This window comes from Amycolatopsis echigonensis (assembly GCF_002846615.1).
Lineage (GTDB): Bacteria > Actinomycetota > Actinomycetes > Mycobacteriales > Pseudonocardiaceae > Amycolatopsis > Amycolatopsis echigonensis.
This window is the reverse complement of sequence record NZ_PJMY01000003.1, coordinates 3,908,667-3,931,152: the sequence shown is the minus strand read 5'-3', so window position 1 is coordinate 3,931,152 and position 22,486 is coordinate 3,908,667. Positions and strand designations below refer to the sequence as shown.

The 22,486-nt window shown below is 68.3% G+C and carries 25 protein-coding genes and 1 tRNA gene; 17 read left to right on the top strand and 9 right to left on the bottom strand.

What is annotated here, in order from left to right; genetic code table 11:
* The first annotated feature begins 19 nt into the window (after positions 1 to 19).
* Entirely contained in the window at positions 20 to 1,396 is a 1,377-nt protein-coding gene (locus ATK30_RS23685; protein ID WP_101437483.1) for an FtsK/SpoIIIE domain-containing protein, read from the top strand.
* Between the two features lie 8 nt (positions 1,397 to 1,404).
* Here ATK30_RS23685 and ATK30_RS23680 read toward each other — a convergent pair whose 3' ends face one another.
* Positions 1,405 to 2,610 (bottom strand): IS110 family RNA-guided transposase, encoded by a 1,206-nt coding sequence (locus ATK30_RS23680; RefSeq protein ID WP_037366834.1) that lies wholly within the window; start codon positions 2,608 to 2,610, stop codon positions 1,405 to 1,407.
* Positions 2,611 to 2,840: 230 nt separating this feature from the next.
* Between ATK30_RS23680 and ATK30_RS23675 the strand changes: the two genes are divergently transcribed.
* The 9 genes from ATK30_RS23675 to ATK30_RS23635 all read left to right on the top strand — a co-directional run bounded on the left by ATK30_RS23675 (position 2,841) and on the right by ATK30_RS23635 (position 7,795).
* Complete coding sequence (locus ATK30_RS23675; RefSeq protein WP_101437482.1) at positions 2,841 to 3,218, top strand: hypothetical protein; 378 nt, start codon at positions 2,841 to 2,843, stop codon at positions 3,216 to 3,218.
* A gap of 4 nt (positions 3,219 to 3,222) precedes the next feature.
* Positions 3,223 to 3,444, top strand: a complete 222-nt coding sequence (locus ATK30_RS23670) for a hypothetical protein (protein ID WP_101437481.1) — start codon at positions 3,223 to 3,225, stop codon at positions 3,442 to 3,444.
* Positions 3,441 to 3,863: a hypothetical protein gene (locus tag ATK30_RS23665; RefSeq protein ID WP_101437480.1), complete on the top strand. Its 423-nt coding sequence runs from the start codon at positions 3,441 to 3,443 to the stop codon at positions 3,861 to 3,863. Before ATK30_RS23670 ends, ATK30_RS23665 begins: the two co-directional genes overlap by 4 nt.
* The gene (locus ATK30_RS23660; RefSeq protein WP_101437479.1) at positions 3,860 to 4,093 is read left to right on the top strand and encodes a hypothetical protein; all 234 of its coding nucleotides are present in this window, start codon (positions 3,860 to 3,862) and stop codon (positions 4,091 to 4,093) included. Before ATK30_RS23665 ends, ATK30_RS23660 begins: the two co-directional genes overlap by 4 nt.
* 25 nt (positions 4,094 to 4,118) lie before the next feature.
* Entirely contained in the window at positions 4,119 to 4,346 is a 228-nt protein-coding gene (locus ATK30_RS23655) for a hypothetical protein (RefSeq protein WP_101437478.1), read from the top strand.
* A gap of 9 nt (positions 4,347 to 4,355) precedes the next feature.
* A complete protein-coding gene (locus ATK30_RS23650; protein WP_101437477.1) occupies positions 4,356 to 5,024 on the top strand; it encodes a DUF2637 domain-containing protein in 669 nt (222 codons plus the stop codon).
* 92 nt (positions 5,025 to 5,116) lie between these two features.
* A complete protein-coding gene (locus tag ATK30_RS23645; protein ID WP_101437476.1) occupies positions 5,117 to 6,487 on the top strand; it encodes a replication initiator in 1,371 nt (456 codons plus the stop codon).
* Positions 6,459 to 6,635, top strand: coding sequence for a helix-turn-helix transcriptional regulator (locus tag ATK30_RS23640; RefSeq protein ID WP_101437475.1), 177 nt, complete (start codon positions 6,459 to 6,461; stop codon positions 6,633 to 6,635). The genes ATK30_RS23645 and ATK30_RS23640 overlap by 29 nt, the downstream gene beginning before the upstream one ends.
* Positions 6,635 to 7,795 (top strand): tyrosine-type recombinase/integrase, encoded by a 1,161-nt coding sequence (locus ATK30_RS23635; RefSeq protein ID WP_101437474.1) that lies wholly within the window; start codon positions 6,635 to 6,637, stop codon positions 7,793 to 7,795. Before ATK30_RS23640 ends, ATK30_RS23635 begins: the two co-directional genes overlap by 1 nt.
* Positions 7,796 to 7,849: 54 nt before the next feature.
* Here the strand turns inward: ATK30_RS23635 and ATK30_RS23630 are convergent.
* Both ATK30_RS23630 and ATK30_RS23625 read right to left on the bottom strand, forming a co-directional pair.
* Positions 7,850 to 7,922 (bottom strand) — tRNA-Arg (locus tag ATK30_RS23630).
* A gap of 16 nt (positions 7,923 to 7,938) precedes the next feature.
* Positions 7,939 to 8,553 carry a TetR/AcrR family transcriptional regulator gene (locus ATK30_RS23625; RefSeq protein WP_101437473.1) on the bottom strand — a complete coding sequence of 205 codons (615 nt, stop codon included), beginning with the start codon at positions 8,551 to 8,553 and terminating at the stop codon, positions 7,939 to 7,941.
* Positions 8,554 to 8,623: 70 nt separating this feature from the next.
* Between ATK30_RS23625 and wzt the strand changes: the two genes are divergently transcribed.
* Positions 8,624 to 9,385, top strand: coding sequence for a galactan export ABC transporter ATP-binding subunit Wzt/RfbE (wzt, locus tag ATK30_RS23620; protein ID WP_101437472.1), 762 nt, complete (start codon positions 8,624 to 8,626; stop codon positions 9,383 to 9,385).
* Here the strand turns inward: wzt and ATK30_RS23615 are convergent.
* Positions 9,368 to 10,321: an Lrp/AsnC family transcriptional regulator gene (locus ATK30_RS23615; protein ID WP_167441987.1), complete on the bottom strand. Its 954-nt coding sequence runs from the start codon at positions 10,319 to 10,321 to the stop codon at positions 9,368 to 9,370. The genes wzt and ATK30_RS23615 overlap by 18 nt on opposite strands.
* Positions 10,322 to 10,424: 103 nt before the next feature.
* Here ATK30_RS23615 and ATK30_RS23610 point away from each other — a divergent pair, with 103 nt between their 5' ends.
* Complete coding sequence (locus tag ATK30_RS23610; protein ID WP_101437470.1) at positions 10,425 to 11,774, top strand: MFS transporter; 1,350 nt, start codon at positions 10,425 to 10,427, stop codon at positions 11,772 to 11,774.
* Here ATK30_RS23610 and ATK30_RS23605 read toward each other — a convergent pair.
* Both ATK30_RS23605 and ATK30_RS23600 read right to left on the bottom strand, forming a co-directional pair.
* Entirely contained in the window at positions 11,695 to 12,564 is an 870-nt protein-coding gene (locus ATK30_RS23605; protein ID WP_101437469.1) for an SDR family oxidoreductase, read from the bottom strand. The genes ATK30_RS23610 and ATK30_RS23605 overlap by 80 nt on opposite strands.
* Before the next feature lie 80 nt (positions 12,565 to 12,644).
* On the bottom strand, positions 12,645 to 13,145 hold the full coding sequence (locus tag ATK30_RS23600; RefSeq protein WP_101437468.1) for a pyridoxamine 5'-phosphate oxidase family protein: 501 nt from the start codon (positions 13,143 to 13,145) through the stop codon (positions 12,645 to 12,647).
* A 373-nt stretch (positions 13,146 to 13,518) separates the two neighbouring features.
* On the opposite strand from ATK30_RS23600, the gene ATK30_RS23595 reads away from it, so the two are divergent.
* The 3 genes from ATK30_RS23595 to ftsW all read left to right on the top strand — a co-directional run bounded on the left by ATK30_RS23595 (position 13,519) and on the right by ftsW (position 17,922).
* A complete protein-coding gene (locus tag ATK30_RS23595; RefSeq protein WP_101437467.1) occupies positions 13,519 to 15,138 on the top strand; it encodes an NRAMP family divalent metal transporter in 1,620 nt (539 codons plus the stop codon).
* An 86-nt stretch (positions 15,139 to 15,224) separates the two neighbouring features.
* Positions 15,225 to 16,541, top strand: a complete 1,317-nt coding sequence (locus tag ATK30_RS23590; RefSeq protein ID WP_101437466.1) for an LCP family protein — start codon at positions 15,225 to 15,227, stop codon at positions 16,539 to 16,541.
* A gap of 112 nt (positions 16,542 to 16,653) precedes the next feature.
* Positions 16,654 to 17,922, top strand: a complete 1,269-nt coding sequence (gene ftsW, locus ATK30_RS23585; RefSeq protein ID WP_101437465.1) for a putative lipid II flippase FtsW — start codon at positions 16,654 to 16,656, stop codon at positions 17,920 to 17,922.
* A 56-nt stretch (positions 17,923 to 17,978) separates the two neighbouring features.
* Here ftsW and ATK30_RS23580 read toward each other — a convergent pair whose 3' ends face one another.
* Both ATK30_RS23580 and ATK30_RS23575 read right to left on the bottom strand, forming a co-directional pair.
* Positions 17,979 to 19,133, bottom strand: a complete 1,155-nt coding sequence (locus ATK30_RS23580; RefSeq protein WP_101437464.1) for an AAA family ATPase — start codon at positions 19,131 to 19,133, stop codon at positions 17,979 to 17,981.
* Positions 19,127 to 20,095 (bottom strand): RNA polymerase subunit sigma-70, encoded by a 969-nt coding sequence (locus ATK30_RS23575; RefSeq protein WP_416332786.1) that lies wholly within the window; start codon positions 20,093 to 20,095, stop codon positions 19,127 to 19,129. The genes ATK30_RS23580 and ATK30_RS23575 overlap by 7 nt, the downstream gene beginning before the upstream one ends.
* 66 nt (positions 20,096 to 20,161) lie before the next feature.
* Here ATK30_RS23575 and ATK30_RS23570 point away from each other — a divergent pair, with 66 nt between their 5' ends.
* Positions 20,162 to 20,722 carry a TIGR03086 family metal-binding protein gene (locus tag ATK30_RS23570; protein ID WP_208637406.1) on the top strand — a complete coding sequence of 187 codons (561 nt, stop codon included), beginning with the start codon at positions 20,162 to 20,164 and terminating at the stop codon, positions 20,720 to 20,722.
* Here ATK30_RS23570 and ATK30_RS23565 read toward each other — a convergent pair.
* Entirely contained in the window at positions 20,719 to 21,732 is a 1,014-nt protein-coding gene (locus ATK30_RS23565) for a methyltransferase (RefSeq protein WP_416332785.1), read from the bottom strand. The genes ATK30_RS23570 and ATK30_RS23565 overlap by 4 nt on opposite strands.
* A gap of 109 nt (positions 21,733 to 21,841) precedes the next feature.
* Here ATK30_RS23565 and ATK30_RS44720 point away from each other — a divergent pair, with 109 nt between their 5' ends.
* Positions 21,842 to 22,474, top strand: coding sequence for a TetR/AcrR family transcriptional regulator (locus ATK30_RS44720; protein WP_101437462.1), 633 nt, complete (start codon positions 21,842 to 21,844; stop codon positions 22,472 to 22,474).
* The last annotated feature ends 12 nt before the right edge of the window (positions 22,475 to 22,486 follow it).

Sequence of the window (22,486 nt, the reverse complement as noted above, 5' to 3'; positions counted from 1 at the left end):
GCCGGAAGGGAGTACCGCGATGAAGAACCGCATTCCGAAGTCGGACCGCCGGGCGGGGTTCGAGTTCCGGGGCCTCAAGTGGACCGCCCGCCACCCCGGGTCGGTGCTCATGCCGGCCGGACTGGCCGCCTCCGGGCTGGAGCTGGGGTGGACCGCGACCGGCGGGATCGTCGGCGGGACGACGCTGGGGCTGTGCACCTGGTACCGGGCGCACCCGGACACGTTCGACCACTACGCCGCCCCGCGGATCCGTGCGTGGCGTCGCCGCTGGTCGAAGTACTGCGGGCCGAAGCTGAACAAGGCGTTGCAGGCGTGCGACCTGTACGTCACCAACCGGCGCACCGGGCGGGCCGAGTTCCCCCGGGTGGTGCGGGTGCAGTCGTTCTCCCCCTCGGTGGACACGGTGACGCTGCTGCTGCCGCCGGGCATGGGGCGTCGCGCGTTCAACGACAAGCTCGAAGACCTCGCCGACACGCTGCGGGTGGAGCGGATCGCGCTGGAACGGGTCAAGCCCGGCCAGGTGTCGCTGATCATCGAACGCCGCGAGCCGTTCACCGAGACCATCCCGGCCCCGGACATGCCCGAGGAATCCGGCGCCGTCGACCCGGGCGACATCTACGTCGGCGACACCGAGTACGGCACCGACTGGCGGCTGTCGGTGCTGGGCAAGCACACCTTCATCGCCGGGGCGACCGGGGCGGGCAAGAACTCGATCCCGCTGTCGCTGCTGCGCGGGCTGGCCCCGCTGATCCGGGACGGGCTGGTCCGGCTGTGGATCTGCGACCCGAAGCAGATGGAGTTCCGCAAACTGCAAGGCGTCGCGCACCGCTACGAGCACGACGAGGCCGCCTGCGCGGAGCTGGTGCGGGAGTTCATCGAGGACCTGCGCCGGGTGCAGCGGGACTTCGCCGCGACCGGCAAGCGCAAAATCACGATGTCGCGCGAGACGCCGCTGAACCTGCTGATCGTCGACGAGATCGGCGCGCTGCTCGCCTACGGCGACGGCACCATCGCCCGCACGCTGCGCAAGGACCTCGCGATCGCGGTGTCCCAGGGCCGCGCGACCGGGCACGCGACGATGGCGCTGGTGCAGGAACCGACCAAGGACACCGTCCCGGTCCGCGACCTGTTCCCGGTCCGGATCTGCCTGCGGGTGACCTCGCAGTCGCATGTGGACATGGTCCTCGGCGACGGCGCACGGCTGCGCGGCGCTCTCGCCGACGAGATCCCCGAAAGCGAGGACACCGCCGGGATCGGGTTCGTCATCCGGCCGCGCTCGCGGGTCCCCCAGCGCGTCCGCGCCGCGTACGTGTCCGACCGGGAGCTGGACGAGATGGTCGCGTTCATTCTCCGCGGCTACCACGCCGGTCCGGCCCTGTCGGTGGTGGCTGTCTAATGCTTTTGTCAAGCGGCAGGGGTGACTGTGGTGTGGTTGGCCTGGTACGGCTGGCGGGTGCGCAGGATCGCGTAGAGAACCGTCACGCGGCGGCGTGCGAGTGCGATGAGGGCTTGTTGGTGTCGTTTGCCTTCGGCTCGTTTGCGCGCGTAGAACGCCTTGCTGGCCGGGTCGGCTTGGATAGCGCAGAACGCGGAGTGGTAGAAGACGCGTTTGAGGTTCTTGCCGCCGCCGGTGGCTCTGCGCAGGTAGTGCATCTTCCCGGACTGTTGCAGCACAGGAGCCAGGCCCGAGGCGGCAGCGAGCGCGTCAGCGCCGGCGAATCGGGCCAGGTCGCCTGCTTCGGCCAGGAATTCGGCGGTGAGGGTGGCCCCCATTCCGGGCAGGCTCCGGACGAGGGCCGCGTCAGGGTGCTGGTCAAGAACCTCGGCGATCTCGGAATCCACGGCGGACAGACGAGCGCGCGTGGTGAGCGCATCGTTGGCCAGCTCGCGCACGAACTGCGCGGTGCGCGTTTCGCCGGGCACCCGCACGCGTTGGTGTCCGGCGGCCTCGAGCGCGGCAGCGGCAAGTCGGTCGGCGCGGTCGCTGCGGACCCCGTTGCGGTGCAGGTAGGCGGTGATCCGGGCTCGTCCGGCCCGGCGGATCTCGGCCGGTGTGGTGTAGCGCGTCAGCAGGCGCAGGTCCCCGAGGTTGGTCAGGTCCAGAGCTCGCTCCAGGCCGGGGAAGATGCCGGTCAGCATGTCGCGTGTCCGGTTGATGCGGCGGGTTTGCTCGGTCACCAGGTCGCTGCGGCGCGAGACCAGCAGGCGCAGGTCGAGGGTCAGCTCGTCGTCGCCGGTGACCGGCCGCCAGTCCTCGCGCAGCCGCAGCTGGTCGGCGATGACCCGGGCGTCGCGGGGGTCGGATTTGTGCTCGCCGCCGCGGGTGCCGTGGCGGGAGCGGTTCACGGTCAGGCCGGGCACGTGCACCAAGCGGTGTTCGGTGTCCAGCAGCATCGCGGTGACCAGGCCCGCGATTCCGCCCAGCACGTCGATGCCCACTGTCGCCGGACCGTGCTCGGCGGCGGCCTGGGCGAGCTCGGCAATGAACTCGCCGATGGCGTCGGGCGCATTGTCCACTCGCCGCGATACAAGCTCCCGCCCGGTTTCAGCCACAACGATTGCGGCCCAATGGAATTCCTTGGCGATGTCGATGCCCGCCACCAGCGTCACGGCTCCTCCGGTCCTTCAGCGAACGGCTTGGCGCGGCAACCTCATTCCGCCGTCAACGCCCTACATAGCGATGGTCCGCAGCGCCTAATCAGCGGTCAGAACAAGGTGGCGGGACCGGTGGCGGAGCCACCTGAGCCATCGGGGAGCAGCGTGATGAAAGCCATGCCGATCCCGCCCGCGCCCACCGATCATTCCGGACGACCGGCGGCACGTCATGAAGGTAGGGCGTGATGGGGCAGCTCGTCTACTACCCGTGCCTGGTGCGCGAGACGTACTGGGTGGTCGCCTGCGAACGCACCGGCGGCAGTGGACCCCGGCGGCGGACCTTCACGCAGATCGTCGCGTGCACCACCGACGAGGGCGAGGCGCGCGCCGCGTTCGACCGGCACGCCGACGACGGACAGTCCCCGGAGCTGTCGCGCTACGACGAGGTGTTCTTCCCGCGCTGCGGGGTGTGCGGCGAGCGCCCGTACGCAGCCGCGGCGACGCGGCCGGAACTGTCCTGGGACGCGGTTCTGCACGTGGTCTATTTCGAGCCCGCCTGGCTGGCCACGTCCGAACAGCTCGTGTTCTGCCCGCACCACCGACCTGAAGACGCAGAGGAGTAAACCCATGTGGCGCATCGGTTTTTACGTGTGGCGGGCGTGGCTGTGGCTCAAGCTCGGCGCGCCCGCCCTGCTCGTCCTGATCCTCATCTACGCCGCACAAGGGCCGTCGGCGCTGTTCTGGGCCGCGACGGCGGTGTTCGGGTGCATCGGACTCGGCGTCGGGATCGCGCTCGCGGACTTCCGCAGCCGCGAGTTCGGGCCGGTCGGCCGGGAGCGTGTCCGGTGACCCGCCGCGACCCGGCGCAGCTCGGGCTCTTCGGCACCGTCGACGCCGCTCCCGCGCCGCAGTCCGGCCGCCAGTGCCCGCCCGCGCGGGTCAATCGCCGCAAAGACACCGGGCAGGGCGCGAACCCGTCGGTCGCCAAGGACGTGCTCGCCGAGGTTCGCGAAGGGCGGTTCGCGCTGCTGGACGACACCGACCGGGTGCTGGTGTTCGAGGACACCGACCGCGTCCGCGCCGCCCTGGACGAGGAGGTCGTGCTGCACCTGATGTCCATCGGCTACGTCACCCAGGGCGGGAGCCGCGACACCGTCTCGGCGATGCACGGCGCGATACGGCGGCCGGTCACGCCGCTCAAGCTCACCGCACGCGGCCGCACCATGCTCCAGCGCTGGAGCAACCTCACCGGCGGGACGCCGTCGTGACCGGCGACATCAGCGGCATCGTCTGGCCGCTGGTCGCGCTCGTCGACGAATACGAAGACGCCGCCGCACGCGGCCTCGAACACCACACCGGCGACGACACCTCGTCGACCGTGCTGGAGCTGATCGACCTGGACGTGCGGATCATCCGCGAGTGCGAACGCCTCGTCGACGTCTTCCGCGCCGATCTCGCAGACAACGAGGACGCCCTGCACCTGCCGGGCCCGTCCTGACCCCTCACGGAAGGAAACCAGCGCGATGGAACACCACTTCGGCGAGAACGTCGCCGACGCGTTCCGCCAGATACAGGCGGTCGTCGACGAATTCCACGAGCTGTACGCGCTCGAACGCGGCATGCACGACGGCGAACCGTGGTTCGTCCAGCCCCGCCTGGCCGACCTGTCCGACGAGCTCGCCCGCTGGCTCGACACCTACGCCGGGGTGTTCCGCCGCTCCGCGGAACGCTTCCGCACCGGCCACGAATAGGAGGAACCCATGTCCACTGCGGACAGTGCACGCGCGACTCGTCGGCTGGTGGACATCGTTCGCCTGCTGGTCGCCGCCACCCTCGGCCTGATCGGCGCGGCGGCCGGGTTCACCCACACCCACGACTGGGCCGTCCACCACGGACAGACCGGCTGGATCGCCTGGGCCGATGCGGTCGTGATCGAGGGCATCGTGATCGTGGCCGGGTTCGAAGTCCAGCGCGACCACCGCACCGGCCGACACCGCCGCTTCAGCTTCCCCCTCGGCGTCCTGGTCGCCGGGTTCGGCGTCCAGATGACCGCACAAGTCGCCCTCGCCGAACCCACCCCGGCCGGATGGCTCGTCGCCGCGATGCCCGCACTCGGGTTCCTCGTGGTCGTCAAGCTCCTCATGCGCCGCGCCCCGGCCGACACTCCCCCCACGCCTGCCCCTGCACCGGTCCCGGCGGCAACGCCGCCCGAACCGCAGGCCCCCGCACCGGCCGCGCGCACGGCTCCCCGGCTCAAACTCCCGCCGGAGATCGCCAGCAAGATCCACGCCGCCGCCGACGCCGCCCGCGACGAAGGCCGCGACCTCACCGCCGACGACATCCGCCGCGCCGCCCGCGTCCCCGACGCCATGGCCGCACGCATCGCCGCCGACCTGACCGGCCACAACGGACACCCCGTCACCGCCTGAACCGCCCCGCACCGACCGACGGCGCGGGAGCTGGCCGCACCGGCTGGTTCCCGCGCCCGTTTTCCATGCCCGCGAACGAAAGGGCCACCGACATGCACACGCTGGACGACCGCATCGCCTACCGGGTCCGGATGCGCGACTACGACCAATGGCGTGCCAAAGTGCACGCCGTCAACGGCTGCGCCCGCCCCGTCCGCCTCGGCGGAGCCCACCAGCTCCAGGACGCCGCCACCGGCCAGGTGCTGCACCACCACGGCGGCGACATCTTCGTCCCCTGCGGCAACCGCCGCGAATCGGTCTGCCCCGCCTGCTCCGACCGCTACGCCGCCGACGCCTTCCACCTCGTCCGCGCCGGACTCGTCGGCGGCCACAAAGGCGTCCCGGAGCATGTCACCGACCGGCCCCGCGCGTTCGTCACCCTCACCGCCCCGTCCTTCGGGCCGGTGCACCACGCCCGGACCAGCGCGCGCGGCAAACGCATCCCGTGCGGCTGCGGGGACTACCACCTCGACGCCGACCCGCGCGTCGGCACCCCGCTCGACCCCGACAGCTACGACTACACCGGCTCGGTGCTGTGGCAAGCGCACGCCGGGGTGCTGTGGCAGCGGTTCGTGACCCGGCTGCGCCGCGAGATCGCCAAACGCGCCGGGCTCAAAGCCCGCGAGTTCGCCGACCAAGCGCGCCTGTCCTACGGGAAGGTCGCCGAGTACCAGCGGCGCGGACTCGTGCACTTCCACGCCGTGGTCCGCCTCGACGGCCCCGACGGCGCAGCCGACCCCGCCCCGGCCTGGGCCCACCCGGACCTGCTGGAAGACGCGATCTACGCCGCCGCCGCTGCCGCCTACGCCGCCACCGCGCTCCCCGACGGAACCCCGCTGGTGCTGACCTGGGGCGACCAGGTCGACGTCCGCCGCATCGAACCCCTGGGCTCCGCGGAGCTGGAGGACAACGCCGGCCGAATCAGCGAGGCTCGCCTCGCCGCCTACATCGCCAAGTACGCCACCAAAGGCACCGGCAAAAGCGAAGCCGCGGACCGGCCGATCCGCTCCGAACGCGACATCGCGCACCTGCGGGTCTCCGACCACCACCGCCGCATCATCCAGACCGCCTGGGACCTCGGCAGCCTCGAACGCTACGAGGACCTGAACCTGCGCCGCTGGGCGCACATGCTCGCCTTCCGCGGCCACTTCCTCACCAAGTCCCGCGCCTACTCCACCACCTTCAAGGACATCCGCGGCGACCGCCGCCGCTTCCGGCTCGAGGAAACCCTCGAACGCCTCGGCCTCGCCGACCGCGCCGACACCATCGCCGTGGTCAACAACTGGACCTTCGACGGCGCGGGCTACCGCGACGACGCCGAACGCGAACTCGCCGCCGCCATCGCCCACCGCATCCGAGACGACCGCAAACACAAATACAGCAAGGAAAACGACCATGGACAACAAACTGCTCACCGTGACTGACCTCGCCGACTACCTCAGCGTCCCGGTCAACACCGTCTACCAATGGCGCAAGACCGGCAAAGGCCCGAACGGCTACCGCATCGGCAAATACATCCGCTTCCGCGCCGACGAGGTCGACGCCTGGATCGCAGAACAGGCGAGCGCCTGATGGCCCGGCCGTCGCTGCCGCTCGGGACCTGGGGCAAGATCCGCACGCACGACCTGCCGAACGGCAAATGCCGAGCGGTGGCGAATTACAAGGACTACGACGGCGTTACGCGTCCGGTGGAACGGGTCGGCGACTCGAAAGCCAAGGCCACCAGCAACTTGCTCGAAGCGCTGCGCGACCGCAAGCGGCGCAACGGCGACGGCGAGATCAAGCCGGAGACCAAAGTCTGTGTCGCGGCAGCGATGTGGCTCAAGGAGGTCGACGAATCGAGCAAGGCCGCCCGGACCAAGCGCGAGTACCGCGACACGTGGAACCGCTACCTCGTCAACGCGGTCGGAGAACGACGCGTCGGCGACGTCCTGGTCTCCACGGCCAACCGGGTGATCACTGAGATTCGGGACCGGCACGGCCGCGGGGCAGCTTCGCACGCAAAGGTGGTTCTGTCCGGGATCTTCGCCTTGGTCGTCCGACATGACGCGATCGACAAGAACCCGGTGCGGGAGATCGAAAGCCTGGGCGCGAAGAAGCGCAAGAAAGAGCGCATGGTCAACGCCCGCACGATCGGCCGAGTCCTCGGCGTGTTCCACGCGTCCAAGGCTGCGAAGCGGTGGGACCTGGTCGACATGGTCGACGTGCTCTCGGGTCTCGGCTGCCGCATCGGCGAACTGCTCGCGCTGGACTGGGAAACCTCGATCGATTTCGACAAGGGGACGGTGCGGTTCCACGGCACCGTGATCAGGGTGACCGGGCAAGGGCTGTTCGTCCAGGACCACACGAAGAGCCGGGCCGGGATGCGCACAGTCCGCCCGCCCGCCTGGGTCATGCTGATCCTGAAAGCACGCCATGCGGCCTCGGAGTCGAAGTGGGTATTCCCGTCGGGTGCAGGCACGCTGAGGGACCCGGACAACACCCGCGCCCAGATCCGGCGGGTGGTCGCGGAGACGCCGTTCAAGGGCCTGCATCCGCACGATTTCCGGCACTACGTCGCCGCCGTGCTCGACGCCGCCGGGCTGACGGCGCGGGAGATCGCGGACTACCTCGGCCACGAGCGCATCAGCACGACGCAGGAGGACTACATGGAACGCGGCGTCGTCGGCGAGGATGCCGGTCCCGCGCTCGGAGAACGGCCGGACATCGAGCCGCCCAAAGAAGAGGGTTAAGCATGGGCGCGGCGGGAGCAAAACCCCTGGCCACCTCGGTGACCTGGGGTTTTGTGCCCCCGGCAGGATTCGAACCTGCGACACCGGCTTTAGGAGAGCCGTGCTCTATCCCCTGAGCTACGAGGGCAGTCGCGTGCTGCTGGCTACATCCTAGCGGGGGGTGCGGCTGGAGAAGTCAGGTACGTCAGCGCCATCTCCGTCGCCTCCTTTGCCCAGGTCTTCCATGACCGGCCGTCTGGCCAGAATCGGCAGGTCGCGGCGCGGTGGACGCAGGCGCCGATGATCGTTCGGGCCGCCATTTTCACGTCGGAGGCATCATCCGGGGGCAGGGCTTCCAGCAGGGCGTCTTGGATCGCGGACAGTGCGGCCAGACCGCGGTCTCGGGCGTCGGAGCGTTGGGCGTCCAGGAGTTCCGGGAAGATCCGGTCGTGGTCGGCAAACGTCTGCGCCAGGGCCGCCACGAAGGCGGTGAAGAGGGAGCGGAGGTCTGGCGACGCTGAGCGGAGGGCGTCTCGGACGTTCGTTTCCAGCTGGGTCAACAGCCGGTCCTTGACGGCGTGCAGCAGCTGTTCCTTGCCGTCGAAGCGGCGGTAGATCGTGCCGACCGACATCCCCGCCTGCGAAGCCACCGCGGCGACGGTGAAGGACTCCAAGCCTTGCTCGGCCAGGACGTGTTCGGCGGCGGTCAGCACTTTCTGCAGCGAAGCACGGCTGCGCGCTTGTTGCGGCGGGCGGAAGCCCTCGCTGGTCTGGCTCACTCGCGGCACGTTACCGGTAGCGTCGGATAGATGCGAATGGTAATTTCTGTTCGCATCTAGGGGAGGGGCCATGGTCAGCATCGAGGTGCGCAACGCCTACGTCGACTTTCCGATCTTCGACGCCAAGACGCGGTCGTTGAAGAAGCGTGTGCTCGGGAAGGTCGGAGGCAGGATCGCCAGCGGAGCTAGGGTGCCGGTGATCGAGGCGTTGCGGGACGTGTCGTTCCGGCTCGACGAGGGCGACCGCGTTGGATTGGTGGGGCATAACGGGGCTGGGAAGTCCACGTTGTTGCGCTTGCTGTCCGGGATCTATGAGCCGACGCGCGGCGTCCGGAGCGTCGCGGGGCGCGTCGCGCCGGTGTTCGATCTTGGGGTCGGGCTGGATCCGGAGCTGTCCGGGCGCGAGAACATCCTGGTCCAGGGCTTGTTTCTCGGGATGAGCCGCCGGCAGATGGCGAAGCGCGTCGAGGACATCGCGGAGTTCACTGAGCTGGGCGACTATCTGCAGCTGCCGTTGCGCACGTACTCGGCCGGCATGCGGGTGCGGCTCGCGCTCGGGGTCGTCACGACGATCGATCCGGAGATTCTGCTGCTCGACGAAGGGCTCGGCACGGTCGATGCGGCGTTTCTCGCCAAGGCGCGCGATCGGCTCAAGGACCTGGTGAAACGGTCGGGGATTCTGGTGTTCGCGAATCACTCCGACGAATTGCTCGCGGAGCTGTGCGACGCCGCGCTGTGGATGGACGAGGGCCAGGTTCGGCAGCACGGCTCGTTGTCCGCCGTTCTTACTGCCTACAGCGGGAGGCCGGCGGTTTCAGAGCGGGAGCAGTGATCCGCTGCGTTTCACCGTGCGCACGACGGGTGCGGTTTCCATTTGCTGGATCCCGTCGAGAGATCCGACGCGTTCGGTGAGGTATTCGTACAGGTGCGCCGCGTTGCGGCAGGCGATCGCGGCGACCAGGTTCGTCGGGCCGGTGGTGACAGCGGCGAATTGCACTTCCTCGTGTTCCGCCAAGGCAGCCGCGACCGCCACGACAGACGAGGGACGCACAGCCATCCACAGTCGCGCTTCCGAGTGGAAACCTAAGGCGCGCAAAGAAATGTCTAGCTGGTAAGTCAACACTCCCGATTGACGCAGGGTTTCGATTCGGCGTTTCACGGTCGACTCGGACAGGCCGGACGCTGCGGCTAGTTCGCCGTAGCTTGCGCGACCATCTTCTGCCAGGACTTGCACGATGCGACGGTCTGCCTCGTCGAAGGTGATCTCTTCGGCCGGGTCAACCGGTACTTGCAGGGCGGCGACCTGCTCCTCGGACAACGCCGGCCAACCGCCAAGGCGCGTGAAGCCGTGCAGCATCTGATGCGCGGACACGGACGTGATCCGGCTGCTTCGCGGGAGTTTGTCCAGCAGCAGCACGTCGGGTTCCTGCTCAATGGACGACTGCGTTGTACACGCGATTTCCGTGCCGCCGGAAAGCAAATGGATCCAAAACGTGTCCGGACGCTTGGCCAGAGCCGCCGCGATCGGGATGCTGGACGCGGGTGCGCAGGCGAACCGGACCGTCCACAGCTCGTACCCCAGCCTCGCGCTCGCGACCGCGCCGACCACCCGGAGCACTCCGGCCTGCCGCAGCCGCCGGTACCGCCGCCCGATGGTGTTTTCCGAAACGCCGAGCACGTCGGCGATCCGCGCGAAAGGGGCACGTCCGTCGAGGTCCAGGGCGTGGATCAGCTGCCGGTCCACGGAGTCCAGTGTGACGGGTTTCATCACTTCACGGTAGCTGATGACGGGATCCGCCACTGGAAGCCAGTTCGCTTGAGGTACCCGCTGAGGCTCGATCACTCTTCGAGGGAGAGTGAAAGGGGCTGTTATGCGCAAATGGGGGCCGTTGGCGACGATCTGCCTCGGGTCGTTCATGTTGATCCTCGACACCACCGTGGTGACAGTGGCGTTGCCGGAGATGGCTCGCGGGCTGGGAGCATCGCTGACCAGCTTGCAATGGGTGGTCAACAGCTACACCTTGGTGCTCGCCGTTCTCGCGTTGAGCGCGGGCGCGATCGGTGATCTATTCGGGCAACGCAGGGTTTTCGTCGGCTCGGTGGCGTTGTTCGCCGTGGCCTCGCTGGGCTGCGCGCTCGCGCCGAATGCCGGCGTGTTGATCGGTGCGCGGGCGATTCAAGGGATCGGCGGCGCGGCGATGATGGTGACTGCGATGTCGCTGCTGGGAGCCAGTTATGCGCGCAAAGAACGAGGAACCGCGTTCGGGATTTGGACGTCGGTGCTCGGCGGCGCTGGTGCGGCGGGGCCGTTTCTCGGCGGCGTTTTGACGCAATGGGCTGGCTGGCAGGCGATCTTCTTCCTCAACCTGCCGTTGAGCGTGCTGACGTTGCTCCTGACCAGCAAATACCTGGCCGAATCGCCGAGAAGGCCGGCTGGCACCCGGATCGACTTCGGCGGCATGGTGGCTTTCGGCGCCTGTTCTGGTGCGCTGGTCTTCGGGTTGATCCACGTTTCCTTGCCGGTATTCGCCCTCGCGGCCGTGGCGCTGGTCGTTTTCGTCGCGATAGAACGGCGGGTACAGCATCCGATGCTCGACCTCGCACTGTTCCGGCAGGCGTCCTTCGTGACTGTGCTGATCGTGGTCGTCGCGAGTTCGTCCGTGTTCGCCTGCCTGATTTACGCCTCGATCTGGCTGCAATCAGTGCTGCACCTCAATCCGACTGCGGCAGGCCTCGCGCTGATCCCTTTGGCGGCAACGTCTTTCGTTGCGTCAATGCTGATCGGTAAGCGGCTGCATACCATTCCACCGGGCATCGTCCTGGGAATCGGCGCTCTGCTGGCAACGGCGGGCTGCGGGCTGGAGTGGATTATGCTCGACCGCGACTCGACCTGGCTCAGCCTCCTTCCTGGGCTGGTCGTGACCGGTGCCGGAATGGGGATCGCCGGGCCAGCGACCAGTACCGCGCTCCTCAGCGCGGTGCCCCCAGACCGCACCGGGATGGCATCCGGTGCGATGGCCACTTTCCGCCAACTCGGCCAAACCATCGGAGTCGCCGTGCTGGGGCTGGTGTACGCCAACACCGCGGACCTCGGCGACGTCTTCCTGGTGACCGCCGGGCTCAGCCTCGTCGCCGCCGCGCTCAGTTGCCTTGTGCTTGCTCGAAACAATGCCGGTGCGCCGTCGCGAACTCGCGGAAGCTCCGCGGCCGTTGGCCGGTGACGTCCTCGACTGCGGACGTCACGGTTTCCGCGCCGCCGTCCAGGTACGTGTTGCATACCTCGACCAGCGCTTTGGCATGAAACGAGGACATTCCGGCTTTGGCCAATGCGGAAAGTGCTTGCTCGTTCGACATTCCGCGGTACGCGATCGGCCGGCCGAGCACCTCGGACAGCACTGCCGCGGCTTCGTCGTACGTCAGCGCCTCGGGGCCGGTCAGTGCGTACGCCTTGCCTGCGTGACCGTCCTCGGTCAGGACCCGAAACGCTACGCGGGCAATGTCTTCGGCGTCCACGAAGGCAATCGGACCGCGGATCAGCGGGCTGGCGAAGAAGTTCCCGGACCGGATGGTTCCGGCCCAGTTTCCCGAAAAGGCTTGGAGGTAGAAGTTCGCCCGGAGGAACGTCCAGGACAGCGGCGACGTCTCCAGCATCCGCTCGATCGGGCGGTGCAGCCGGGCGATCGGCGTGAGTTCCTCGTCCGCCCGCCACAGCGACTGTTTCACCACGTGCGAGACCCCGGCGGACACGGCAGCTTCGACCACATTGGACTCGTTGCCGGTCTGTCCGGGGCTCGTCGCACCCAGCAGGAACACCTTCGACACTCCGGCCAACGCCGGTTGCAGGCTGGCCGGATCGGACATTTCGACGGTGACCGCGTCGATTCCCTCAGCGGCGGCTTTCTCTGTCTTCTCCGGGGAATGGTAAGCGGCACGGAAGGGCACCTCGGCCGCGCGCAACTGGTCGACCAGCGCTGATCCCAGGTTGCCGCTCGCACCCGTCACCAGGATCATGCGCTCCGCCTTCGCGCGTCGAGGAAACTACGCAGACGAGCGAGTGTAGTGGATCAGTGGATGGCGACGGGGTTTTCGAGTCACGCGCCCGCGGCTTGTGCCCGGCGCTGCGCCAGTTCCTCGACCGCCGACGGCAGCGTGGTTTCGAAGTCGATGAGCTTCGCCCAGGTCGGAGTCACGACGATGCGGACCATGCCGTCGACGTACAGGGAGCGGACCTCGGCCTCCCATTCGACGCGCTGTTCCGGCGTCATCTCGTAGGTGCCGTTCATCTCGAGGAACTCCTCCGGGATGTGGTCGACGTAGTCGAGCTCGGCGCGACCGCGCAGGAGCAGGATCTTCGGCGGGTGCGACTCGGTGTCAATGGTCAGCGCGACCATCGGGTTCGCCCGCAGCGCGGGCAGTTTCGGGGCGTTCTTGGTGGTGCACAAGACGATCTCGGTACCGTTCCAGCTGAACGCGATCGGGACGCTGCGCGGCGTGCCGTCCTTCGCGACATAGGCCAGCCGGGTGATGTCGCGGGCGAGCAGTTCGCGGCTGAGCGGGCGGTTCAGGACCTCGGCGATTTCCTGCGGTTCCATGACGGTCTCCTTCTCGGTCTGCGGCCTCGTGCTCGGCCAGGTGCTGCGGGGACGGAGCCGGGACGGCGTTCTCGACATTACCTCGACAGTGACCTGAGTCACATTGATGACTACAACACTTGTACAAGCGCTTGACAGTTCTCCGGAGGATGGCGTTGAGTACTTCAGGAGCCGGAAAAGCGGGGAGGTGAGGGCGATGCACGACACGAGCCCAGGGCGAAGTACGCCCTCGGACCCCGACTTGTCCCCGTCTTCCGGCATCCCCGGTTGATCCCGCTTCCCCGCCCGTCCGGCCCGCGCCGGACGGGTCTTCGGAGTGCGCGGAACCCGGGTGCCCCGATCGGCCCGCCAGAGGCCGAAGGGAGTGCTCGTCATGACCACTGACACAGCCGTGCACATCGACCGGCGCACCACCGCGGTCCTCGACGACCACCACGTCGGCGACATCCGCGGCGCGCTCGGCACCATCAAAGCGGGCGACTCCGCGCCGCGGACCGGCCTCAGCGCCAAGCTCAAGACCCTGCTCGCGATCGTCGGACCGGGGTTGATCGTGCTGGTCGGCGACAACGACGCCGGCGCGTTCGCCACCTACAGCCAGGCCGGGCAGAACTACGGCCCGAAGCTGCTGTGGACCCTGCTGCTTCTGGTGCCCGTGCTGTACGTGAACCAGGAAATGGTGCTCCGCCTCGGCGCGGTCACCGGCGTCGGGCACGCCCGGCTGATCCTCGAACGCTTCGGCAAGTTCTGGGGCGCGTTCTCGGTACTCGACCTGTTCCTGCTCAACGCGTTGACGCTGGTCACCGAGTTCATCGGCATCACGATGGCGACCCGCTACCTCGGCCTGCCGACGGTTCCGTCGGTCGTGCTGGCCGCGGCCGTCATCGTCGGAGCCGCGTTCACCGGCAGCTTCCGGCGGTTCGAGCGGATCGCGATCTTCTTCTGCCTCGGTTCGCTGACGCTGATCCCGGTCTACGTTTTCGCGCACCCGGCACCAGCGGAAATGCTCGGCGGCCTCGTGCCGACAATGCCGGCCGGACCTGGCGGGATGGCTGAGCTGATGCTGCTGATCATCGCGATCGTCGGCACCACGGTCGCGCCGTGGCAGCTGTTCTTCCAGCAGTCCTACGTGATCGACAAGCGCATCACGCCGCGGTTCATGCGCTACGAGAAGGCGGATCTGTGGATCGGCCTGGCCGTGGTGATGGTCGGCGCGGCCGCGATCATGGGAATCGCGGCGGCGGCCTTCGCGGGCACCGGCACACCGTTCTCCGACACAGCTGCTGTCACGAACGGCATCGAGGCTTACGCGGGACGTACGGCGGGCGCGCTGTTCGCCGTCGCGTTGCTGGACGCGTCGATCGTCGGGGCGTTCGCAGTGTCGCTGTCGAGCGCGTACGCGATCGGTGACGTCTTCGGGATGAAGCACTCGCTGCATCGCGGGGCACGGCACGCGAAGGGCTTCTACGCGGTGTACGCCGGTCTCGTCGGACTGTCGGCCACCCTCGTGGTCATCCCGGGCTCGCCGCTGGGCCTGCTCACCACCGGGGTGCAGACGCTGGCGGGAGTGCTGCTGCCGTCGGCGACAGTGTTCCTCTTGCTGCTGTGCAACGACAAGGCGGTGCTCGGGCCGTGGGTCAACGGACGGCTCACCAACCTGTTCACCTCCGTGGTCGTCGGTGTGCTGGTGGTGCTGTCGGTGATCCTCACCGCGGCGGTGCTGTTCCCGGACATCAGCGCGGACCAGATCTTCCTGATCATGGCGGTCAGCGGCGGAATCGGCGTGCTGACCGCCGGGTACGCGCTCCTTCGCCACCGCAGCGCCGCGCCGATCGATCGCACCGGACGCGCGGAGTGGCGGATGCCTCCGCTGCAGTACTTGCCGCCGCCGGAGCTGTCGATCGGGCGCAAGATCGGGTTGACCGCACTGCGCACGTATCTGTTCCTGGCGATGGCCCTTGTCATCGTGAAGCTCGTCCAGCTGGCTATGGGTTAACTCTGTGTCAGCTTCCTTCTCAGCGTGTACACAGCGAGTGTCCAGAACAGTGAGGTCACCATGACGTCCCGGCACCGGAAGGCCCGATGACCGACCCCCACGACAGACGTGTCGCCGCGTCCCGCGGGGCGGCGGCACGCGGTGTCGCCGCCCGTGCCGCGGCCCGGCGCAGGCGGCTCACCGGCCGGGTCGCGCTGGCCCTCGCGGCCGCGTTGACGCTCGCGCTGACCGGTTACGGCTGGGCCGCCTACAACGGCGTGGTGTCGGGCCTGCAGGTTTCCGACGTGCTCGACGGGCAGTCGACCTCCAGCGGCGGCGACACCAACATCCTGATCATGGGCCTCGATTCGCGGCTCGACGAGAACGGCAACCCGCTGCCGAAGGACATCTACAACTCGCTGCACGCCGGGGACCAGCAGGACGGCGGCTACAACGCCAATGTGCTGATGCTCCTGCACGTCCCCGGCGACGGCAGCAAGGCGACGTCGATCTCGATTCCGCGCGACGATTACGTTCCGCTGGCGGGCTGTCCGGACAACGTGTGCAAGGGCAAGATCAAACAGGCCTACGGGCTGGCGTTCGACGAGAAGGCCAAACAGCTCATCTCGCAGAACGTCACCGACAAATCGCAGCGCGAGCAGCAGGCACGCGACGCGGGCCGCCGGGCGGAAATCGACACCGTGCGGAGATTCCTCGGCGACGTCCCGATCGACCATTTCGTCGAGGTCACCCTCGTGGCGTTCTTCGAGATCGCCCAGGTCGTCCAGCCGATCACGGTGTGCCTCAACGAGGACACCCAGGACAGCTATTCGGGCGCGAACTTCCACGCCGGCCAGCAGGAGATCAGCGCCGAGCAGGCCGTCGAGTTCGTCCGGCAGCGCCGCGACAACGTGCATCCCGCGCTCAACTTCACCGACCTCGACCGCGAACGCAGGCAGCAGGCGTTCATCGCTTCGCTGGCCTATCAGCTCAAACAGGGCGGCGCCTTCACGAATCCGGCGAAACTCCAAGGGATCATGGATGTCGCGAAGCAGAACACCGCGGTCGACAGTTCGCTGGACCTGCTCGCGCTCGCGAAGCAGGCGTCCAGCCTGACCGGCGGGAATGTCAGCTTCGTGACGCTTCCGGTCGATCACTTCGGCAAGAGCCCGTCCGGCGAGGACGTCAACTTCGTCAATACCGCGCAAATCCAGTCCTTGGTCGCGCAACTGCTCAGCGGCGCTCCGATGCCGAGCCCTGCCGCCTACGCGACGCCGACCACGGAACCGACACACAAGCACCGAAGCAGCAGTAGCAGTAGCAGCAGCACCAGCAGCGACCCGAGCACCACGTCGGCCGCGCCCGCGGCACAGCAAGCGCCGCCGTCGGTGCTGAGCGGAGGCGGAATCCCTTGTGTGAAATAACTTCGACGACGGAAGCTCCGCGCGTCTTAATGTCCTATCAGGACGGTTAAGGCATAATCGGCCCGGCGCGGTCCTTCCCCGCGCCGGAAGTTCGGCGGACGGCGGTGCGCGAGTGGCTACGACACGGAACAGACGAAGCCGGGGTCCGGTCGCGATCGTCGGCTGGCTGTCCCGGCCGCTGGCGTCGTTCCACCTCGTGCTCGCGCTGTGCGGTCTGCTCACGCTGCTCGGCGTCATCATGGTGCTGTCGGCGTCTTCGGCGCAGCCGGGCGGCGTGTACAGCACGTTCCAGAAGCACATCATTTTCGTCCTCATCGGCCTGGTCGCGCTGTGGGCCGGGCTGCGGGTTCCGTTGCGGCGGATCAGGTCCCTCTCGCCGATGCTGATGCTCGTGACGCTGGTGCTGCTCGCGCTGGTGCTCACCCCGCTCGGCGCGAAGGTGAACGGGGCGCAGCGGTGGTTCACGCTCGGCCCGCTGACGTTGCAGCCGGTCGAGCTCGCGAAAGTGGCGTTGACCTTGTGGGGCGCGCACATTCTCGTGGTGAAAGCCCGGCTGCTGCACCATTGGCGGCATTTGCTGGTGCCGCTGGTGCCGGTCGCGCTGCTGATGTTCGCCCTGGTGATGGCGCAGCCGAACCTCAGCGGGACGATCTCGCTCGGCATCGTGCTGCTGTCGCTGCTGTGGTTCTCAGGGGCGCCAGGACGGCTGTTCGCCGCGCTGCTGGCCGGCGGCGTGGGCGGGTTCGTGGTGCTCGCGCTGGTCGCGGACTACCGGCTCGCGCGCGTGCTGTCGTTCCTCTCCCCCGACGCGGACACCTCCGGTGCCGGGTACCAGGCCGTGCAGGCGCAGTACGCACTCGCCGAGGGCGGGCTGTTCGGCGTCGGGCTCGGACAGGGCGCGTCGAAGTGGAAGTACCTGCCGAACGTGCAGAACGACTTCATCTTCGCGTTGATCGGCGAGGAACTCGGGTTCCTCGGCTGCGCGGTGGTGCTGCTGCTGTTCGGCGGGCTCGCGCTGGTCGGCCTGCGGATCGCGACGCGCAACCTGGACCCGTGGATCCGCGTCGTCGCGGCGACGATCACCGTGCTGCTCGTGGCGCAGGCCGCGGTCAACATCGGGTACGTGGTGAACGCGCTGCCGGTCACCGGGGTGACGCTGCCGTTGGTGTCGTACGGCGGGACGTCGCTGATCGTGACGATGTTCCTGTTCGGCGTGCTCGCCAGCTGTGCCCGGCACGAGCCCGCCGCGGTAGCGGATTTGAACCATCTCGGGCCGGGGAAGATCGGCCGGCTTCTGCGGTTGCCGGTGCCGGAGCCGTACCGGCCGGTTCGGACGCCGACGAAGACGACTCGCGTACGACGTCCGGTGCGGCCTCGCTGACGCTTATGGCGAGTTCCGCGTGAGAGTTCGCGCGGGTCCGTTCGCGCTGCCGGACTTCACCGTTTCGGCCAATGCCACGACGGCTGGTCCAGCCTCCCCGGCCCAGCCACCACCGTCGCGCCGAAGTCCTTTTCCAGTTCCAGTACCGAGGCGTCCTCGAGAAACCGCACCAGCAGCTGGGAGTGCGACACCACCAGCAGTTGCGTCTTCTTCGCCGCGGCGGTGATCAACGCGGCCAGCGCTGGAAGCAGGTCCGGGTGCAGGCTGGTTTCCGGTTCGTTCAAGACCAGCAGCTCCGGTGGGCGCGGGCTGAGCAACGCCGCGGCCCACAGCAGGTAACGCAGGGTGCCGTCGGAGAGTTCGGCGGCGCTCAGGGGGCGCAGCAGACCGTGCTGGTGGAAGCGGAGGTCGAACCTGCCGTCGGCAGCGGTCACTTCGATGGACGAGCCGGGGAAGGCGTCGTCGATCGCGGTGGCCAGGGCGTCGGCGTCGGTGGATTCCTGGATGGTGCGCAAGGCCGCGGCCAGGTCGCCGCCGTCGTGGTCCAGGGCCCAGGTTCGGGTGCCGATGCGGCTTTGTCTCGCCGGGGCGTCGGCGTCGGTGCGGAAGTGGTCGTAGAACCGCCAGCCGCGGACTCGGTCGCGGACGATCAGGAGTTCCGGGCACAAGCGCGGGTCGGCGAATTCGCCCAGCATGCTGTCGGTGAGAGCGATCGAGTGGCCGCTCTCGATCCAGGAGCCTGCCTCGTCGCGGATGCGGACTCTCGTACCGGAGCGGTCGGCCAGCAACGCGGACGGGCGCAGTACTGGGCCGTGCCAGACGCACTCGCGTTTGTATTCCGGGTCCAGGTTGAAGGCCGTCTCGCTGGGGATCGGGAGGCCGAAGTCGAGTGCGTAACCGAACTCGTCGCCGGAGTAGCCGAGTCGCAAACCCACCGATTTGGTTCGCCGCAACGGTTGCACCGGGGCACGGCCTTCCCGCACCGCTCGGCTCATGGTCTCCGGGCCTGCCCACAGCGTCGACGGCAAGCCGCCTTCTCCGGCGAGGGCCGCGACCGCGCCGTTGCGGCCTGCGTCGGCGAGCAGGCGCAGCGCGCGGTACAGGCTGGACTTGCCGGTGCCGTTCGCGCCGACGATCACGGTGAGCTGCGACAACGGCAGCACCAGGTCACGCAGCGAGCGGTAGTTCTGGATCGCGAGGGTGGTCAGCACGCCGAAACCTCCGCGGGCAGGCCGAAGCGGGGGAATAACTCGGCTGCAAGGAACCAGGTGACAGTGCGGATTCGGTCGCCCCACGGGGCGAGTACGAGGATTCCGGCGGGACGCCCCACAGTTCCGCCGGGTTCGGTGAGATAGCAGGCGAAGGCCGGGTGGGTGTTGGCGCACGTCGGGAGAAGGCAGAACCTCCGGGTGCCGCGCCACTGGCCGAACCTGGTCAGGAATGCGGTGACGGATTCCCGGCCGACGTATTCGTGCGGCGCGGGCGGCATGGCGAGCCAGCCGTCATCGGTCAGGAGCGCGACCACGCCTTCGACGTCTCCCTCGCTGAAGGCGTCGGCGAATCGTTGCGCGATCTCGCGTTCGCGAGGTGCTGGCGGGGCGGGTTCGACGGTCTGCCGCAGCTGGGCCCGGGCGCGTTGCAGAGCGCCTTTGACCGTGGTGGAGCTGGTGTCGAGCAGGTCCGCGACCTCGTCGGTGGAGTAGTCGAGGACGTCCCGGAGCACGAGGACGGCGGCCTGGCGCGGCGGGAGTCTCTGCAGGGCCGCGACGAACGCCAGTTCGAAGGTTTCCTTGGCGCTGTACCGCGCGGCGGGGTCGTCCGGTGCAGGCTGCAGCCACGTCACTTCGGTGCGGCGGGTCGGCTCGGTCGGGGTGAACGGCGGCGACGGTTCCGCCGGGACGCGACGGCCGGCGTCGCGGCGGGCGTTGAGGCAGCGGTTGGTGGCGATGCGGTACAGCCAGGAGCGGACCGAGGCTCGACCGGCGTAACCGTCCAGTCCGCGCCAGGCGGCGAGGAGCGTCTCTTGCAGCAGGTCCTCGGCGTCGGTGAGCGAGCCGAGGAGGCGGTAACAGTGCACCTGCAGCTCGTGCCGATAGGGCTCGACCAGCTCGCGGAAGGCGTGCGCGTCTCCGGCGCGTGCCCGATCGAGGATGTCCTGGCCCACCTGTCGCATCCTGCCACCGTTCCGTTTCCGGAGCGGGCGGTGTCTGTACTGGTGCCCCCTGAGAAAGGCGAAACGATGAACCCTGTCGACGATCTAGCCGCGGTCCTCGATTCCACCAGCGCGCTGGTCGCTGGCGTGTCTCGCTGGGACGCGCCGACACCGTGCCCGGAGTGGACTGTCCGCGAACTGGTGAACCATCTGGTCCTCGGGCATCGGCTGTTCACCGCCGTCCTCCACGGCGAGGAGTGCGGCTCGCTCGACCCTCGTACGTCCGATGCGCTGGGCGCCGACCCGGTCGCTGCCTATCGGGACGCGGTGCGCGGTCTGGTCTCCGCCTTCCGGCAGCCGGGGGTGCTGGAGCGGGTTTTCGAGGTCCCGGCCGGGACGGTTCCGGGGATCGCCGCGGTGCATCTGCGGATCGTCGAGGAACTCGCGCACGGCTGGGACCTCGCTCGCGCCACTGGTCAGGAGCCGAAGTTCGAGGACGCGCTCGTGGAACGGGAAATCGCGTTCAGTACGGCGAAACTCGCTGATCTTCCGGCGGAGCGGAATCCGTTCGCGCCGCCGGTGCCGGTCGCCGAGGACGCGCCGCCGTTGGACCGGCTGGTCGCACTGCTCGGCCGGTCGCCGAGTTAAGCGACGCGGAATTCCGCGAGACCACGCTGGTCGGTCAAGGGCACTGCCGATTCCAAGACTAGCCCCGCGGAATCGGCGAGGGTGCGGAATTCTTCCACGCGCCGTTCGCGACCGCCGAAATGCACCAGCATGACCAGGTCCATTTCGGTGCGCGCGTGAATTCCGCTGACCGCTTCGATGGCGAGAATCCGTCCGGACCGGCCTGCTGCTTCCGCACACCGCTCCAGGATGCGGCGGGCGTTCTCGTCGTCCCAGTTGTGGAGGATGTCCACCAGGACATAGGCATCCGCTTTTGCTGGGAGCGGATCGAAGAAGCTGCCACCGCGCACCTCGACTCGGTCGGCGAGGCCGCGGGCGGCGAAGGCGGCGCGGGCCTCGCTGGCGGTCGGCTCGAGGTCGATCAGATGGGCACGCAGTTTTGGATTCGCTTCGAGAATTGCGGCGAGCAAATCTCCTCGGCCGCCGCCTACGTCGACTACCGTACTGAACGAAGACCAGTCGATTCCGGCGACCACCTGGGGAATCTCGGTGCGAAATCGGTGCGTCATCTGCTGGTCGAAGGATTGCCGCAAGTGCGGCTGTTCGGCCAAATCGGTCCAGAAATCCTTGCCATAGCGACGGGAGTAGGCGGCCTCGCCGGTCCGGATGCTGTGCGCCAGCTCAACGAAAGCGAGTTCGGCGCGGCCTGCCGCACGGTCCAGATGCAGGAGGTTGGCCACGCCGTTTTCCTTGTCCTGGCGGAGATTCTCACCATAGGCGGTGGTCAGGTAGCCCTTGTCGGTGCGTTCGACCACGCCGAGCGTGACCAGGTGGCCGAGCAGGACGTCGAGCGCGATCGGCGAGAGGTCCAGTTCCGCGGCGACGTCCTCGACAGTGCCGGGCGCGCGCAGCCGGTCGGGCAGGCCCAGCGTTACCGCGACCCGCAACGCCATGGGGGTCGCCAGACTGGCGGCACGGAGGAGGTGGTTCGCGTCATCACTCACGTGGCTCAATGTTGCCAGCCTGGTCAACCGGCTTTCCACAGTCCTTAATGGACAGCGCAAGGCGGCGGACATTCCGTCCGCTTATGCGGACTATCCTGGGCTGGCGGACAGTGTCCAGGCACCGCGAGGAGAACCGATGTCCCGCCCGCGCAAGGTTCGCAAGGACGCGGAGGCCAACCGCGAACGACTGCTCGCCGCGGCTGCCGCGGCGGTGCTCCGCGAAGGCCGGCACGTCCCGCTGGCCACTGTCGCCGCCGAGGCTGGCCTCGGGATCGGCACGCTCTATCGCAGCTACGCCGACCGCGACGCGTTGCTGCAGGCTCTGGAGTACCGCGCATACGGCCTGCTCAACAACCTGCTCGACCAGATCGACGAAGACAGCACTGGCCTCGACCAGGTCCGTCGCTACCTCGAAGGCACCGTGGAGCTGGCCGACCAGATCGTCCTCCCGCTGCACGGCGTGCGCCCGCTCGTCACGCCGGAAGCGGTAGCGGCCCGGAAGTCGATCTACCGACGGCTCGATTTCTTCCTCGCGAACGGCCGCGAAGACGGCAGCATCCGCGGTCCGGTCAACGCCACCGATCTCATCGCGTTCAGCACCCTGCTCACCCAGCCGAAGGCGTCGGCCGTCGACTGGACCCATCTGGCGAGACGGCAGATCGCGCATTTCCTCAACGGCCTCGCGACCGAGGGACCGAGGGAAGTGCCTGGCCCCGCCGTCGAACGCGACGACGTCGAGCAGGCCTTCAAGACTCAGGCGAGCAGTTAGAAGGTCTTCCGA